This is a genomic window from Mesorhizobium sp. M0518 (genome assembly GCF_040321125.1).
Classification (GTDB): Bacteria; Pseudomonadota; Alphaproteobacteria; order Rhizobiales; family Rhizobiaceae; genus Mesorhizobium.
In genome coordinates this window covers 47,391-62,342 of record NZ_JAMYQY010000013.1, presented here as the reverse complement: position 1 = coordinate 62,342, position 14,952 = coordinate 47,391, and the positions used below count along the sequence as shown (strand labels likewise).

General features: G+C 62.5%; 10 protein-coding genes, 1 tRNA gene and 2 pseudogenes. 7 read left to right on the top strand and 6 right to left on the bottom strand.

The window, feature by feature from the left end; all coding sequences use genetic code 11:
- Positions 1-110 precede the first annotated feature (110 nt).
- A pseudogene (locus NKI66_RS19510) lies at positions 111-272 on the top strand (plasmid partitioning protein RepB C-terminal domain-containing protein); the annotation flags it as partial.
- 448 nt (positions 273-720) lie between these two features.
- On the opposite strand, the gene NKI66_RS19505 reads toward NKI66_RS19510, so the two are convergent.
- From NKI66_RS19505 to NKI66_RS19485, 5 genes and pseudogenes are all read right to left on the bottom strand, one after another.
- Positions 721-1,914: an IS91 family transposase gene (locus NKI66_RS19505; RefSeq protein ID WP_352752609.1), complete on the bottom strand. Its 1,194-nt coding sequence runs from the start codon at positions 1,912-1,914 to the stop codon at positions 721-723.
- 2 nt (positions 1,915-1,916) lie between these two features.
- Positions 1,917-2,824, bottom strand: a pseudogene (locus tag NKI66_RS19500) (tyrosine-type recombinase/integrase).
- A gap of 221 nt (positions 2,825-3,045) precedes the next feature.
- A complete protein-coding gene (locus tag NKI66_RS19495) occupies positions 3,046-4,353 on the bottom strand; it encodes a tyrosine-type recombinase/integrase (RefSeq protein WP_352752607.1) in 1,308 nt (435 codons plus the stop codon).
- Between the two features lie 213 nt (positions 4,354-4,566).
- A tRNA-Phe gene (locus NKI66_RS19490) sits at positions 4,567-4,642 on the bottom strand.
- Between the two features lie 321 nt (positions 4,643-4,963).
- Positions 4,964-5,857 (bottom strand): helix-turn-helix domain-containing protein, encoded by an 894-nt coding sequence (locus NKI66_RS19485; protein WP_352441093.1) that lies wholly within the window; start codon positions 5,855-5,857, stop codon positions 4,964-4,966.
- An 85-nt stretch (positions 5,858-5,942) separates the two neighbouring features.
- Here NKI66_RS19485 and NKI66_RS19480 point away from each other — a divergent pair, with 85 nt between their 5' ends.
- From NKI66_RS19480 to NKI66_RS19460, 5 genes are all read left to right on the top strand, one after another.
- Positions 5,943-7,214 carry an extracellular solute-binding protein gene (locus NKI66_RS19480; protein WP_352752605.1) on the top strand — a complete coding sequence of 424 codons (1,272 nt, stop codon included), beginning with the start codon at positions 5,943-5,945 and terminating at the stop codon, positions 7,212-7,214.
- Between the two features lie 152 nt (positions 7,215-7,366).
- Positions 7,367-8,227 (top strand): carbohydrate ABC transporter permease, encoded by an 861-nt coding sequence (locus NKI66_RS19475; RefSeq protein ID WP_023809272.1) that lies wholly within the window; start codon positions 7,367-7,369, stop codon positions 8,225-8,227.
- Positions 8,224-9,060 (top strand): carbohydrate ABC transporter permease, encoded by an 837-nt coding sequence (locus NKI66_RS19470; protein WP_023809271.1) that lies wholly within the window; start codon positions 8,224-8,226, stop codon positions 9,058-9,060. The genes NKI66_RS19475 and NKI66_RS19470 overlap by 4 nt, the downstream gene beginning before the upstream one ends.
- Before the next feature lie 8 nt (positions 9,061-9,068).
- Positions 9,069-10,163, top strand: a complete 1,095-nt coding sequence (locus tag NKI66_RS19465) for an ABC transporter ATP-binding protein (protein ID WP_023809270.1) — start codon at positions 9,069-9,071, stop codon at positions 10,161-10,163.
- Positions 10,164-10,198: 35 nt separating this feature from the next.
- A complete protein-coding gene (locus NKI66_RS19460; protein ID WP_352752603.1) occupies positions 10,199-12,226 on the top strand; it encodes an aldo/keto reductase in 2,028 nt (675 codons plus the stop codon).
- A 27-nt stretch (positions 12,227-12,253) separates the two neighbouring features.
- Here NKI66_RS19460 and NKI66_RS19455 read toward each other — a convergent pair whose 3' ends face one another.
- The gene (locus NKI66_RS19455) at positions 12,254-13,300 is read right to left on the bottom strand and encodes an AraC family ligand binding domain-containing protein (protein ID WP_502900947.1); all 1,047 of its coding nucleotides are present in this window, start codon (positions 13,298-13,300) and stop codon (positions 12,254-12,256) included.
- 76 nt (positions 13,301-13,376) lie between these two features.
- On the opposite strand from NKI66_RS19455, the gene NKI66_RS19450 reads away from it, so the two are divergent.
- A complete protein-coding gene (locus NKI66_RS19450; RefSeq protein WP_352752599.1) occupies positions 13,377-14,843 on the top strand; it encodes an alpha-glucosidase/alpha-galactosidase in 1,467 nt (488 codons plus the stop codon).
- The last annotated feature ends 109 nt before the right edge of the window (positions 14,844-14,952 follow it).

Sequence of the window (14,952 nt, the reverse complement as noted above, 5' to 3'; positions counted from 1 at the left end):
TTAGAAATGTACTGGTGAGCTGGACGACGGACATCGCCAAATCCTCTTCATTGGGATCGTAGCTCGCCGATTACACAACGACCTCGTGAGGAGGAGCGAGCGCCGCGGAACGACGTGGCTCCGTGAGCCTGGAACTGCTGGCAGCCGGCCGCTTTTTTGACCGGCTGATGGATAATTCCAAGGTGGTGCGCTACCTCGCACGCAACTTCCCAGGCCATTTGAAGAGTTCCCGACTTGTCGATGCCGCCTCCAAATTGAGTGGATTGGTATAACCATCATACGTCCTGGCTAGTCGCACGGCTCATGGCGGCCGGATTGCGAAGCGACGGCGGCTTTGCTTCGACGTCGAGGCGACGCGACTTTCAAATCGATCGATGGCAGGTAACTGCAATGCCACCCCCAAAAGCGGTCAGTCCGCTTCCGTGAAGAGTTTCGGGCGCCGGCAGGCGTACGAAAGTCCCCGAGGAAGGAACCCGCGGGCCACGGGCGATGGCTATGGGGATTTCGATTTTCGGCAGATGTCGGCGATGGCGCGACCGCCGCCGGGAAGCGGCGGGTTTGATGCGGACGGACCGCTTCGCCTATCAGCCACGCGGTATCGTCGGCGCGTCGCGCGGCCGGACGCGACCCGTTCGGTGCCGATGATCACGATAGAGACGGGTGGATCCGTTGCCGGAGGCTGAGTGCCTGCGGCTGAAGGCTGGACCATACCATGCCGGGTCATGGACAGCTCCCCCGGTCCGGTCCCGATGCGTTCGGCGGTCCGCGCGGCTGCCTCCACCGTTCGAACACCTCGATCACGATCATGCGGCCGCCGCAGCATGGGCATGGCGGACGGAAGTTGTCTGGTTCCGCCGATGGATCGTTCGTGGCGGGAGGCGGGGCCGCGAGCAGTTGGCGCGCTAGTGCGAGGCAGTCCTTGCGAGAGCCGCTTGCGAGCAGGCCGTAGTGGCGGATGCGATGGAAGCCGCGCGGCAGGACATGGAGCAGGAACCGGCGAATGAACTCGTCTGTGGCGAGTGTCATGACCTGCTGCCGGTCGGCGCCGTTGCGACGGTAGTCCTTGTAGTGGAAGGTGACGCCGGTCTCGTCGAACCGGATGAGGCGGCGGTTCGAGATGGCGACCCGGTGCGTGTAGCGCGACAGATAGGCGAGCACCGCCTCCGGCCCGGCGAAGGGCGCCTTGGCGTAGACCACCCAGCGCTTCTTCCGGACCGGCGACAGGTGGCGCAGGAATGCGCGCCGTTCCGCGAGATGAGCAATTGCGCCGAAGAAGGCGAGCCGGCCAGCGTCGTGCCGCGCGACCAACCGGGTCAGGAACAGGCGGCGGAACAGCTTGCCGAGCACGCGCACCGGCAGCAGGAAGGCCGGACGCGACGATATCCACCGGCTTCCGTCCGGCGAGATGCCGCCGCCCGGCACGATCATGTGCACGTGCGGATGGTGTGTCATCGCCGAGCCCCAGGTATGGAGCACTGCGGTGATGCCGATGCGCGCGCCGAGATGCTTGGGATCTGCCGCGATGGTCAGCATCGTCTCCGATGCCACACGCAACAGCAGGTCGTAGACCGCCGCCTTGTTGTGGAAGGCGATGTCGGCGACCTCGGCCGGCAGCGTGAACACGACGTGGAAGTAGCCGACCGGCAGCAGGTCGGCCTCGCGCTCGGCAAGCCATGTCCGCGCCGTGGCACCCTGGCACTTCGGACAGTGCCGGTTGCGGCAGGAGTTGTAGGCGACGCGCCACTGGCCGCAGTCCTCGCAGGCCTCCACGTGACCGCCAAGGGCCGCGGTGCGGCAGTGCTCGATCGCCGACATGACCTTGAGCTGCTGCAGTGTCAGATGCCCTGCATGGGCGGCCCGGTAGGCGGGCCCGGCAGCACGGAAGATGTCGGCAACCTCGATCGAAGCGCGCACGCTCAGCCGTCGGGTGAGATCTCTTCCGGCTTGAAGAGGCCAAGCTTGTCGAGCGGGCTCGTGACGGCACGTACCGTCCGGGTCGCCACCTTCGCGTAAAGGGCGGTGTTGTTGAGCTTGGCATGCCCGAGCAGGACCTGGATGATGCGGATGTCGGTGCCGTCCTCCAGCAGGTGGGTGGCGAAGCTGTGACGCAGCGTGTGCGGCCCGACGCGCTTGGCGATGTCGGCGGCCCGGGCCGCCTCGACGACGATGCGATAGAGCTGCCGCGTGCTGATCGGCTTCATCGCGTGCTGTCCGGGGAACAGCCAGCCGTCGCGGTGCATCACGCCCTGCTGACGTCCGACCTTCCACCACTCACGCAGAAGCGTGAGCAGGTCCTCCGAGAGCATGGCGTTGCGATAGCGCCCGCCCTTGCCGCGCTCGACGCGCAGCAGCATGCGCTCGCTGTCGACGTCGGCAACCTTCAGCATCGACACCTCGGCGACACGCAGGCCCGCGCCATAGGCAACCGACAGTGCTGCCTGGTGCTTGAGGCAGGTGGTGGCGTTGAGCAGCCGGGCCACCTCGTCGCGACTGAGCACCACGGGCAGGTTGCGCGGATGCGACAGCCGGACGAGCCGACGCGCCAGGTCCGGGCGGTCGAGCGTTTGGCTGAAGAAGAAGCGCAGCGCCGACACGATGCTGTTCATCGTCGGCACGGGACGCCGCCTTCCTGCTGCTCGATCTGGAACCTGCGCAGGTCGTCGGCGGTAGCGGTGTCTGGCGACCGCCCGAGGAATGTCGCCAGGCGCCCGATATCGCGGAGATAGTTGCGCTGCGTCTCGCGTGAGAAACGCCGCATGTTCATGTCGTCGATCAGCCGCTGACGAAGTGGACTGATGGGGGCATCAAGAACAGGATAGGGCATGGTCAGGCTCCTTGTTGAAGAAGCCCGTGATGCTCTGCCGCTGCCGAACTACCCTCAATGCGAGCGCGACGATCGGCTCTTGATCTCTACCTCAACCGCAGGCGCCCTCCCGCGCAGCGGGTTCGTTCCGCGGCCCCAAACCAGCCCTCTGTATTGATTTCATGTAGAGAGAATGATCCTCTGGGGGGCATTTGCTGGTGTGTTTGGGCGGTGTTCGACGGTCAGCACGATTTTCGGCGACTGGAGATTTGTATCGGCGTTTGATGAACCGCCGCTGTTGGGTTCAAAGTGGACGGTCGCGTTGGTGCATGGACAGCAGGCTTGCGGCGTCCCCCGATTGAGATCACCCGCACGTTTTTGCTCTCGAGTTCATCCAAATAGTCGGCCCACCATTGCATCATCTTGACGCGCTCATCCCAGTGCTCTGCCCGGGCGTAGGCGCGACGAACGTCGTTGTTCTCAATGTGGGCCAGTTGCCGCTCTATGGCGTCGGGATGCCACTTTCCGCATTCGTTCAGCAGAGTTGATGCCGTTGCTCGAAAACCATGCGCGGTAGCTTCTTCCTTGCCGTAACCCATACGACGCAGCGCGGCGTTAAGCGTGTTGTCGGAAATCGGACGCGAACCCGATCGAACACTAGGAAACAACAGCGATCCACCACCAGAGATTTCTCTAAGTGAGGTCAGGACGCTGACGGCCTGCCTAGAAAGAGGCACGCGGTGCGGCCGTCGCATCTTCATGCGTCCTGCAGGAATGCTCCACATCGAACTTTCGAAATCGAACTCCTCCCATCCGGCCGCGCGCAACTCGCCGGGGCGGGGGAACAGCAAGGCCATCAGCTTCAGGGCGGCTCGCGTTGTAGGCTGTCCGTCAAATGCATTAATTGCCCTCAGCAAGCCTCCCAAGGCCTTCGGATCGGTAACCGCGGCACGCGGCGTGACAGTCGGACCGACGAGTGCTCCCCTCAGGGCGAACGTCGGATCTACATCGGCGCGTGCGGTTGCGATTGCATATCGAAACACGCTGCCGATGGTGGAGCGCAGTCGCCTGGCCGACTCGTATCGACCGCGAACCTCCACGCTGCGGAGAGCGGCAAGAATTGTGGCCGGATCGATCTCCCGAACGCTTTTGTCCCCAAACGTTGGATATGCAAAGTCGAGCAACCATTTGACCTTGGTGATGGTCCGGTCGGCACGTCCTTCCTTCTTCAGCTTGTCGACATAGTCCTCCGCGATTGAGCGAAAGGTGTCTTCTGCCGAAGCCTTTTGCGACTTACGCTCCTGTGCGGGGTCGATGCCACGTAGGAGGAGACGTTTGGCGGTATCGCGCGCCTCCCGCGCCTCGGCGAGAGAGATAAGGGGATAGCTGCCCAGCGCTAGCAGTTTCTGCTTGCCGTCAAAGCGGTAGGCGACCCGCCATAGGCGAGATCCGGTAGGCTGCACCCAAAGCTGGAGCCCCCCACCGTCAGACAATTTCACGAGCTTGGAAGCGGGTCGGGCATTTCGGCATTTTACGTCGGAAAGGGCCATTTTCGGGACTTCCATTTGGCTGCATCGATACCATCAGGATCTCCGATACCAGCGAAAATACCAGCCCCCCGCCTCGTTGGACCAACTGCGCCGAAAATTCCACTAAACCCGACCGTTTGCGCTCTATGCGCCGAAATAAATAAGGATTTCAGCTAGTTGCCGAACCGGAGGCGTAGATGCTTCGGCGAAAAAGAGTGTAGGGAGAAGAGGGGATGGTGCCCAGAGGCGGATTCGAACCACCGACACGCGGATTTTCAGTCCGCTGCTCTACCAACTGAGCTATCTGGGCCTGTTCCGGCAAACGAAAACGCGTTGACCGGATTTCATCGAGGCGCCGTGGGCGCCCCTTGAAAGCGCGTGGGTTATAGCACGGGAATTCGGCCTGTCCAGCGCCTAGTGGGCGATTTCGGGCAGGAAAAGCGATGCCGTGCGGTGCCCCGGTTTCCATGCCGCTTGCAGGCCGGAATCGGGCACGGCATGGCACGATGCGGCCTTCGCCATCCCTGTCCGTGCCGCTATTGCCGGCTGACATGCCGTGGCACTGCCTTTAGCCGGCGATCGAGGCGCACCAATGCATTTGCGGCTCAGACGCGCCACTGGTCGCCGCCGCCTATCTGACGCCGGTCACGCCGCGGCGAAAATCGGAGGGCGACATGCCGGCGAGCTTGCGGAACGACTTGTTGAAGGCGCTGAGCGAGCCGAAGCCTGAATCCATGGCGACGCGCAGCACATTGGCGTCCTGATGCATCAAAAGCGCCTGCGCATAGCTCAGCCGCAACAGATTCACATACTCGTTGAGCGTCATGCCGGTGGATTTCTTGAACAGGCTCATGGCATATTTGGGATGGATGTCGGCGGCCGCCGCGATGTTCACGCAATCGATGTCGTAGAGGAAGTTTTCGGCGATGAAATCGCACATGCGTCCGACATTGCGCGACGATTGCTGGTCGAAGGGGCTGCCTGTTTCCTGGTCGGTCGGAGTTGCGGATACCAGCCGGTAGGGCTCGAACCGCACCCGCTCCAGCCGCAGCAGCAATTCGTTGACGGCATGTTCGGCCTTGGCCTGGTCGCCGGACCGGGCGTAGCGGTTCCAGCGCTCGAAATTATGGTTGTCGGACTGGTCGGTGGCTGATGTCACCAGTGTCGCGCCCGTCATCAGCCGGTGCCTTATGTCAGTGGGCAGGTGCAGCCGGAAGAAATGCACCAGCGGCAGATGCGCCCCGGCATAGATGGCGTCGTCGGACAAATCGTCCATCTGGTGCGGCAGGCCACCCCAGAACAGGCACATCTCGCCGGCTGACAGCGAAATCTCGTAGTCGTTCATCCGGTAATGCACGCTGCCGCGCACGATGAAATTAACCTCGACCTGGGCGTGCCAATGCGGCTTGAGCATCACCAGCGGATTGGTGTGAAACATCTGCAGGAGCAGCGGCAGGCCTTCCACGCTGCTGGCCCCAGGCTGGTAGAACGGCCGTTCAGGCATCTTACTTTCCGCCAATTTCATATTCCCTTTGACGGCGACAGGCCTTGCCCACTGCATAGTCTAGCCACGCTCACAGTGAGAGAGCAAATGAAATGGGAGGATTTCAATGCGCATCACAATGACCTGCGCCGCGCTCGTGCTTGCCCTGGGCTCAGCCCCGGCCTTCGCGCAATCCGGCGAAATCACCGTCTGGAGCTGGAATGTCGCGGCTTCATCGCTGAAGGCGACCATTGCCGGCTTCAACAAGCAATTTCCCGACGTCAAGGTCACGGTCCAGGATCTCGGCAACCAGCCAACCTACGACAAGTCGATCGCCGGCTGCGCCGCCGGCGGCGTCGGGCTGCCCGACATCGTCACCGTCGAGAACGGTGAGGCCGAGAATTACTGGAGCCAGTTCCCCGACTGCTTCGTCGACCTGCATACGCTGGGCTACACAGCCGACGACCAGAAAAAGTTCCCCGATTTCAAGCGCACCGAGCTGGAAGTGGGCGACAAGGCCTACGCAATGCCGTGGGATTCCGGCCCGGTGGCCGTCTTTTATCGCCGCGACTTCTACGAAAAGGCCGGCGTCGATCCGGCTTCGATCAAGACCTGGGATGATTTCATCGCCGCCGGCAAGAAGATCCAGGCCTCCAACCCAGGCGTCTCGATGACCAATGCCGATTTCAACGGTGACTCGGAATTCTTCCGCATGATCTCCAACGAACAGGGCTGCGCCTACTTCTCCGAGGACGGACAATCGATCACGGTCAACCAGCCCAAATGCGTCGACGCCATGACCAAGGTCAAGGAGATGAAGGACGCCGGCATCATCTCATCGGCCGACTGGAGCACCAAGATCACCAACAACACTGCCGGCACCGTCGCCACCCAGATCTATGGCGGTTGGTATGAAGGCACCATCCGCACGGAATCGGCCGGTGAAAACGGCAAATGGGGCGTCTATCTGATGCCGAGCCTCACCGCCGACGGGCCGCGCGCCGCCAATCTCGGCGGTTCCTCGCTGGCTATCACCTCGGCGTCGAAGAACAAGGAGGCCGCCTACGCCTATCTGAAATACACGCTCGGAACCAATGAAGGCCAGATCACGATGCTGAAGGAGTTCGGCCTGGTGCCGTCCCTGATCTCGGCGCTCGACGATCCCTATGTCTCGCAAGGCCTGCCTTATTGGGGCGGCCAGGCGGTGTGGAAGGACATTCTCGGCACCTTGCCGAAGGTTGTTCCGAGCCGCGGCACGCAGTTCCAGAGCGACGCCGAAATCATCGTCCGCGCCGTGCAGACCAAGTATCTGGCCGGCGGCTACCCCGACGCCAAGACGGCACTCGACGATGCCGCAAGCCAGATCGCGGCGGCAACCGGACTGCCCGTCAAGTCATAACCTCCCAAGCCGGGTCCGGGACAGGCGTTTGCGCCGCCCGGACCTGGTCGCGGCCTGTGGGGTTCTCCCACGGGACCTGTATTTGCTGGCAAACCGGCTCCGCTGCTGCGAGGGCCATGGCCGAAGCGGCAACGAAATGAAGGAGGAGGAAGATGCGCAATCGCAACGCCACGGCCTATCGCTTCCTCACGCCCTATCTGCTGATCTTCGCGATCTTCTGGGTATGGCCGATCATCAGCTCCTTCATGATTTCCTTCCAGGCGACGCGTACCGTGCCGTGGCGGTTCGCGCCCGGCTTCAACTGGGGCCGGTTGATCGGCGATCCGGCCTTCTTCAACGCCCTGAAGAACACGCTGCTCATCCTTGTCATCCAGGTGCCGGTGATGATCTCGCTGGCGCTGGTCATGGCGGTGCTTTTGAACTCGCCGCTCTTGAAGGCGCGCGGCCTCTACCGCTTTGCCTTCTTCGCCCCGGTGGTGGTCGGCGAGGTTGCCTATTCGGCGGTGTTCCGGCTGATGTTCAACCTCGATTTCGGCATCATCAACAAGCTCCTGAACAGCATCGGCCTGCCCAAGATCGACTGGTTTTCCAACGTCACGCCGGCGATGGCGCTGATCATGATCGCGGTGACCTGGCGCTGGGCCGGTTACAACGCCATCATCCTGCTCGCCGGCATGCAGTCCATTCCCGAAGATGTCTACGAGGCGGCGACGCTCGACCGCGTCAGCAAGCTCAAGCAGTTCTTCTACATCACCCTGCCGCTGCTGAAGCCGGTCATCGTGTTCTGCCTCGTGCTGTCGATCATCGGCACCATGCAGCTGTTCACCGAGCCCTTCCTGATCACCGAGCGCGGCGGGCCGGGCGGCGGCACGGAGACGCTTGGCCTGCTGCTTTACCGCCAGGGCTTTCGGTCGCTCAATTTCGGCTACGCCTCGGCCGTGGCCTACACCATGGCCGGGCTGGCGATCGCCATCACGCTGGCGCAGCTGTGGCTGACGAGGGAACCGAAATGAGTTCGCGCTCCGCAGCCAGATTGGGACGCAGCATCGCTCTGCATCTGTTCCTGACGCCGCTGGCGCTGATCTGGCTGTTTCCGTTGTGGATGATGGTCGTGTTCTCGACCATGCCGGACAACGGCATCTTCAGCCCCGGCATCGAGCTGTTGCCGCACGGCAATTTCATCGACAATTTCAACAATCTGCAGCGTGACACCAACTTCGTCGGCGCCATCGGCATCTCGGTATCGGTGGCGGTGACTTACACATTCCTGTCGGTGCTGCTGACGTCGATGGCCGGTTGGGCTCTGGCCCGCTACCAGTTTTTCGGCAAGGGCGCGGTTGTCGCCATCATCCTCGGCACCATAACGCTGCCCTATGCGGTCGTGCTGATCCCGCAATTCATCATGGTGGCGCGCGACTTCAAGCTCGCCAACACCTGGGTGGCGCTGATCGTCCCGCCGCTGTTCAATTCGCTCGGCGTGCTGTTCATGCGGCAGAGTTTTTCGATGATGCCGGACGATCTCTTCGATGCGGCGCGCGTCGAGGGCGTCAAGGAATGGCGCATCTTCCTCTTCGTCGCGCTGCCTTTGGCGCGGCCGATGCTGGCCGCACTCGCCATCATCCTGTTCCTCGCCTCCTGGAACAATTATCTATGGCCGCTTTTGATCAACAGCCAGCCGGGTTCGATGACAGCACCCGTAGCGCTCGGCACGCTGATCGGCCTCACCAAGGTGTCATGGGGCGGCATCATGGCGGGTGCGGTGATGCTGACGGTGCCGATGCTCGTCGTCTTCGTGCTGCTGCAGCGCCATTTCATCGCCGGCATCGCCGCCGGCGCGGTCAAGTAAGGGGCAGCATGGCAACGGTCACGCTTAACAGTGTCGTCAAGCGCTTCGGCGTCTTCGAGGTCGTCCATGGCGCGAGCATCGACATCAAGGACGGCGAGTTCGTCGTCTTCGTCGGCCCCTCCGGCTGCGGAAAATCGACGCTGCTCAGGATGATCGCCGGGCTCGAGGACATTAGCGGCGGCGAGATCGCCATCGGCGGCAAGGTGGTCAACGATGTCGAGCCGGCCGACCGCGGCATCGCCATGGTCTTCCAGTCCTACGCGCTCTATCCGCATATGAGCGTCGAACAGAACCTCTCTTTCGGCTTGCGCATGACCGGCAATCCAAAGGCCGACACCGAACGGCGGGTGAAGCGGGCGGCCGAGATCCTGCGCATCAGCGAATTGATGGACAGGCGCCCGAAAAAACTCTCCGGCGGACAGCGCCAGCGCGTCGCCATCGGCCGCGCCATCGTGCGCGAACCGCAGGTGTTCCTGTTCGACGAGCCGCTCTCCAACCTCGACGCCGAATTGCGCGTCCAGATGCGCGTCGAGATCTCCCGGCTGCACAAGGAGCTCGGCACGACGATGATCTATGTCACGCACGACCAGACCGAGGCGATGACGCTCGCCGACAGGATCGTCGTGATGCGCGCCGGCCATATCGAGCAGATCGGCCGGCCGCTCGATCTCTATGACAACCCCGACAATCAGTTCGTTGCGGGCTTTGTCGGGTCGCCGAAGATGAACTTCATCAAGGGCCGGGTTGTCGGGCACGATGCGGGTGGCGTGGTGGTCGATCTGGCGGGTCAGGAGAAGACCCGCATCACGCAACCGCTGACCGGCGCTGCACCCGAAATGGGCAGCCCAAAAATCGGCAGCAAGGTCATTGTCGGCGTGCGGCCCGAACATTTCGGCAATGCCGGAGAGGGCGACGCCGACCTTGTGGTTGCCATCGACGTGGTCGAGCACCTGGGCGGCACAAGTTTCCTCTACGCAAGAACGGCCAATGGTGACGACGTGGTGATCCAGCGCGACGCGACAAAGGTCCCCGACACATCAGAGATCACCGTTTCAATCCGCAAATCCTACCTGTTCGACGAAAAAGGACTGCGGCTGCGCTGACCGGCCGCCGTTTCCAGCCTTCAAGGAGAATGACAATGACCGCAACCACGCCCATTCGCTGGGGCATCCTCGGACCGGGCAGCATCGCCCAGTCCTTTGCCGGTGGCGTGGCCGATTCGCGCACCGGAAAGCTGGTCGCCATCGGTGCCCGCAATCCCGCCAAGCCTGGCCTCGCCGAGAGTTTCCCCCGCGCCCGCATCCTCGATGGCTACGATGCGCTGCTTGCTGATCCCGAAATCGATGCCGTCTACATTTCGATACCGCATCCCGGCCATGCGCAATGGGCGATCAAGGCGGCCGAGGCAGGAAAGCATGTGCTGTGCGAAAAGCCGCTGGCGCTGACCGCCTTCGAGGCCGACGCCATGATGCATGCCGCGCGCAAGGCCGGCACGTTTCTCGGCGAAGCCTTCATGTACCGGCTGCATCCGCAGACGCTGAAGCTGGTGGAACTGATCAGATCGGGCGTCATCGGCGAGATCAGAATGATCAAGTCGAGCTTTGGTTTTGCGATGCCGCGCTTCATGCCGGAGCACCGGCTCTACGCCAACGATCTCGCCGGCGGCGGCATTCTTGACGTCGGCGGCTATCCCGTCTCGATGGTGCGGTTGATTGCCGGCGCCGCGGCCGGAAAACCCTTCGCCGAGCCTGACAAGGTGGTCGGTACTGCCCATCTTGGCCAGTCCGGCGTCGACGAATGGGCCTCGGCGCTGCTGCAGTTCCCGGGTGGCATTGTCGCCGAAGCCTCCTGCAGCATCTCGCTCAACCAGGACAATGTTCTGCGCATCCTCGGCACCAAAGGCCGCATCGAAGTGCCGGACTTCTGGTTCGCCGGCGGCAACCGCGACGTTGGTCTCGGCCAGATCGACGTCATTGCATCCGATGGCACGCGCGAGACCATCAGCGTCAACGAGAAGCGCCATGTCTATTCCTTCGAGGTCGACGCAGCCGGTGAGGCCATCCGCGCCGGCGGCCAAGAATTCGCCTGGCCGGGCATGGCATGGGCGGAAAGCCTCGGCACGTTGCGCGTGCTGGACAAATGGCGGGCGGCCGCCGGCCTCGAATACGGGATCGAGAAGGCCCAGCAGCGTACCAACACCATCTCCGGCCGGCCTTTGCGGTCCGGCGGCACGGCGATCGCCAAGCGCACGATCCCTGGCCTGTCGAAGCCGGCGTCGGTGCTGGCGCTCGGCTTTGAGGATTTCCGCACGTTTTCCTCAGGCTCGATCCTGCTCGATGCCTTTTTCGAGGCCGGCGGCAATCTCTTCGATACCGGCTATGTCTATGGCGGCGGCTATACCGAGAAGCTGCTTGGCGAGTGGTTGAAAAACCGTGGCGTGCGCGCGCAATCGGTGGTCATCGCCAAGGGCGCGCACTCGCCGCTGTGCTATCCCGATGTGATCGGCAAGCAGCTCGACCAGTCGCTCGAACGCCTGCAGACCGACCACGTCGATGTTTACTTCATGCACCGCGACAATCCGGATGTGCCGGTCGGCGAATTCGTCGATGCGATGGATCGTGAGGTCAAGGCCGGCCGCATCCGCGGCCCGTTCGGCGGCTCGAACTGGACGATGGAACGCATGGATGAGGCGATCGCCTATGCCGAACGCACCGGCAAGCAAAAGCCCGGCGCGCTGTCCAACAATTTCTCGCTGGCTGAAATGCTGGAGCCGATCTGGGCCGGCTGCGTCACCTCCTCGACCGATGCGTGGAAGGCCTGGCTGACATCCAGGCAGATGCCGAATTTCGCCTGGTCAAGCCAGGGGCGCGGCTTCTTCACCGATCGCGCAGGTCGGGACAAGCAAGACAATGAGGAACTGGTGCGGGTCTGGTACTCCGAGCGGAATTTCGGCCGCCGCGACCGGGCGATCGAACTTGCCGCGAGACTGGGCAAGAGCCCGATCCATATTGCGCTGGCCTATGTGCTCGCTCAGCCCTTCCCATCCATCCCGCTGATCGGGCCACGCACGCTGGATGAGTTGGACGACAGCCTGCGCGCTCTCGACATCACGCTTTCGCAAGCCGATCTCGAATGGCTGGATGGCGGCAGTCTGCGCGCTGCCTAGCTGGCTGCCTTTTATCCGGGGGCGGCGTCAGGTCTCGTCATCATGCGCCCTGACGCCACGCCTCGCCGGCGTTCTTAAATTGGCATACATGCCGGTGGTGCGGAATTGGCTCGGCGTGATGCCGTAGCAGCGGCGGAAGACCTTCGAAAAATAGTTCGCGTCCTCGAAGCCGCACAGGATGGCGACCTCCTTCACCGGCAGAAAATCCGCCTTGGTCAGCAGCTTCGCCGCGCGTTGCAGACGCTGCTGCAGCACGAACTCGGCAGGCGGCAGGCCTTCGCTCTCGGCGAAACAGCGTGAGAAATGGGCTCGGCTGAGGCCGCTGATCTGCACCAGATCCGACACCGGCAGCGGCCTGTCGAGATTGGCATTGATGTGATCGATGACCGGCTGCATGACGCTCTGTTTTTCGGCAAAGGCATGGGAGCCGAAGACATCGTCATAGAGCGCCATCGCAGCCTCGTAGGCTATCGCCGAAGCAGCGCCCGGCGAAGCGGCGCCTTTGATCAGGCGCAGGCTGCAATCGGCAAGATGATCGATCGTCGCCGGCTGCAGTCGAAATACCGGACCCGAGACGCTGAGGATCGACTTGTGGATGCGCAGCGCCTCCTCGCCGTTCATCGAAATCCAGAAATACTCCCAGCGCTCGTCTCCAGCCAGCCAGTAGCGGTGGTTGTGCGGCACCAGCACCAGCAATGTGTCGTTCTTCTGCAGGCGGTAGTTGCGGTTTTCGTAGCGCAGCCGGCCGGCTCCGCTGATCGTGTGCTGGAGCACGGTGAACGGTGTCTGGCCGCGCTTGCGGCCGTCCCAATCGTAGGTCTCGTCCTCGCGCACTTCATAGCCTGTGCTCGTCGGCATGGCGTGCAGGCGCTGGCGGCCGCGCGGCAGCGAGATCGTGCGCATGGACTGTCCGTTCGTTATTAAATCATGCAGCACAAAATTACCCTCGAAAGCATAATCCTTCTCTGGTCGCGCTCGCGAATAAGCGCATAATCCCCGTCGAAAAGCGAGACAGATCCGCAGTCGAGGAGCGGACAGGGAGGTTGGCGAGCCGGATTCCGGCTTGTCGTGCATACATGTCGCGGCATGTGGCTACAGCTTCCCATTGTCATTCCTTGCCTGCAATTCGAAGTGGAGTGAGGTGCGGCTGATGAGTTTCAAAATAGCTATCATCGGTGCCGGCAGCGTCGGCTTCACCAAGAAATTGTTCACCGACATCCTGTGCGTGCCCGAATTCAAGGATATCGAATTCGCGCTGACCGATGTCAGCGAGCACAACCTTCAGATGATCAAGGCGATCCTCGACAGGATCGTCGAGGCAAACAGATTGCCGACCAGGGTGACGGCGACGACCGACCGCCGCAAGGCGCTCGAAGGCGCTCGCTACGTCATCAGCTGCGTGCGGGTCGGCGGTCTCGAAGCCTATGCCGACGACATCCGCATTCCGCTGAAATATGGCATCGACCAGTGCGTCGGCGATACGATTTGCGCCGGCGGCATTCTCTATGGACAGCGCAACATCCCGGTGATCCTGGATTTCTGCAAGGACATCCGCGAGGTTGCCGAGACCAACGTCAAATTCCTGAACTACGCCAACCCGATGGCGATGAACACCTGGGCAGCGATCGAATACGGCAAGGTCGACACTGTCGGGCTCTGCCACGGCGTCCAGCACGGCGCCGAACAGATCGCCGAGGTGCTTGGCGCCAAGTCCGTGAAGGAACTCGACTATGTCTGTTCCGGCATCAACCACCAGACCTGGTTCATCGACCTGCGCCTGAACGGCCGCCCCATCGGCAAGGACGAACTGGTGGCCGCCTTCGAGGCGCATCCGGTCTATTCCAGGCAGGAGAGGCTGCGCATCGACGTCCTGAAGCGCTTCGGCGTCTATTCGACCGAGAGCAACGGCCATCTTTCCGAATATCTGCCCTGGTACCGCAAACGTCCCGACGAGATCACGCGCTGGATCGATATGTCCGACTGGATTCACGGCGAGACGGGCGGCTATCTCCGCTATTCCACCGAAACCCGAAACTGGTTCGAGACGGAATATCCGCAGTTCCTCGAAGCGGCGTCAAAGCCGATCGACCGGGAGAAGCGCTCCAACGAGCATGCCAGCCACATATTGGAGGCGCTGGAGACCAACCGCGTCTATCGCGGCCACTTCAACGTCAGAAACAATGGCGTGATCACCAACCTGCCGCAGGATGCCATCATCGAGTCGCCGGGCTTCGTCGACCGTTTTGGCATCAACATGGCCGCCGGCATCACGTTGCCGGAAGCCTGCGCCGCCACCTGCATCGCTTCGATCAACGTCCAGCGCATGTCGGTGCATGCCGCGATATCAGGCGACATCGATCTTCTGAAGCTCGCCGTGCTGCATGACCCGCTGGTCGGCGCGGTTTCGACGCCGGAGGAAGTCTGGCAGATGGTCGACGAAATGGTCGTCGCCCAGGCGGCTTGGCTGCCGCAATATGCCCATGCGGTTCCGGCCGCAAGGGAGCGGCTGTCGACATCTCAGGTGAAGACCCGCGAGTGGGCGGGCGCCGCACGGCGCAGCGTTCGCTCGATCGAGGAATTGCGCGCCGAAAAAGCCGCGCTGAAGCAAGCCGGCTGAGGCGGGCCGGCTGAAAATTCATGCGGTGATGGTGGATCCATGGGAGGCGGATCCACTGCCACGAAGCCGTTTGAATTCGAGGAGAGGCGGAGCGGGTGCAAACGCTCCG

Bases quoted from the DNA above. Each gene is read 5' to 3' on its own strand.
- NKI66_RS19495 (WP_352752607.1), bottom strand. From the start codon at position 4,353: ATGGCCCTTTCCGACGTAAAATGCCGAAATGCCCGACCCGCTTCCAAG.
- NKI66_RS19485 (WP_352441093.1), bottom strand. From the start codon at position 5,857: ATGAAATTGGCGGAAAGTAAGATGCCTGAACGGCCGTTCTACCAGCCT.
- NKI66_RS19480 (WP_352752605.1), top strand. From the start codon at position 5,943: ATGCGCATCACAATGACCTGCGCCGCGCTCGTGCTTGCCCTGGGCTCA.
- NKI66_RS19475 (WP_023809272.1), top strand. From the start codon at position 7,367: ATGCGCAATCGCAACGCCACGGCCTATCGCTTCCTCACGCCCTATCTG.
- NKI66_RS19470 (WP_023809271.1), top strand. From the start codon at position 8,224: ATGAGTTCGCGCTCCGCAGCCAGATTGGGACGCAGCATCGCTCTGCAT.
- NKI66_RS19465 (WP_023809270.1), top strand. From the start codon at position 9,069: ATGGCAACGGTCACGCTTAACAGTGTCGTCAAGCGCTTCGGCGTCTTC.
- NKI66_RS19460 (WP_352752603.1), top strand. From the start codon at position 10,199: ATGACCGCAACCACGCCCATTCGCTGGGGCATCCTCGGACCGGGCAGC.
- NKI66_RS19455 (WP_502900947.1), bottom strand. From the start codon at position 13,300: ATGCACGACAAGCCGGAATCCGGCTCGCCAACCTCCCTGTCCGCTCCT.
- NKI66_RS19450 (WP_352752599.1), top strand. From the start codon at position 13,377: ATGAGTTTCAAAATAGCTATCATCGGTGCCGGCAGCGTCGGCTTCACC.